At 56.5% G+C, this 545-nt stretch carries 1 pseudogene; it reads right to left on the reverse strand.

Going from position 1 to position 545, the window contains the following annotated elements:
* Positions 1-171: 171 nt before the first annotated feature.
* Positions 172-360, reverse strand: a pseudogene (locus A9513_RS15835) (IS5/IS1182 family transposase); the annotation flags it as partial.
* Positions 361-545 lie beyond the last annotated feature (185 nt).

Raw genomic sequence — 545 nt, forward strand, 5'->3', positions numbered from 1 at the left:
AAAAGAGATCGATGGTAGTGAATAAATCCTGCGTGGCTGCCTGCCAGAAAAGTGTCCGGATGACCGTGGAGTCGGTGTCCGGATGCTCGTGGAATGAGTGTCCGGATCAGCGTGGAATCACTGTCCGGATGCGCGTGGAATGGGTGTCCGAGTCAGCGTGGAATCCGCAAAATGTACGCGCAGCATCGCCATCAGCTGATACGCCGGACGACCACCTTCACCCTTGGGGTAGTGCGGCTCGATCAGGGCAATCAAACCCTTCCACGGCACCACCTGATCCATCTCGATCAGGAACAACTCTTTGCGGGTCTGCTTGCGCTTGCCGGCGTACTCGGCGTCGGCGAAGGTCATTTGCTTCATCGGGATACTCGGGCAACGGGGTCAGCGTATTTCACCAGATTTGGGAAGTCTTTTTCAGACCATCCCTAAGGCTGCGCAAGCCTATAGCCGCAGCTCATTGCACTTCGTCTGGCGAGGAATTCAACATCGATACGTCGCCATCCGCGGGGATATCGGTACAGGCGCCCGTGTAAGCCAGATTGAGA

The sequence above is a fragment of the Pseudomonas sp. AU12215 genome (assembly GCF_001675465.2).
Lineage (GTDB): Bacteria > Pseudomonadota > Gammaproteobacteria > Pseudomonadales > Pseudomonadaceae > Pseudomonas > Pseudomonas nitroreducens.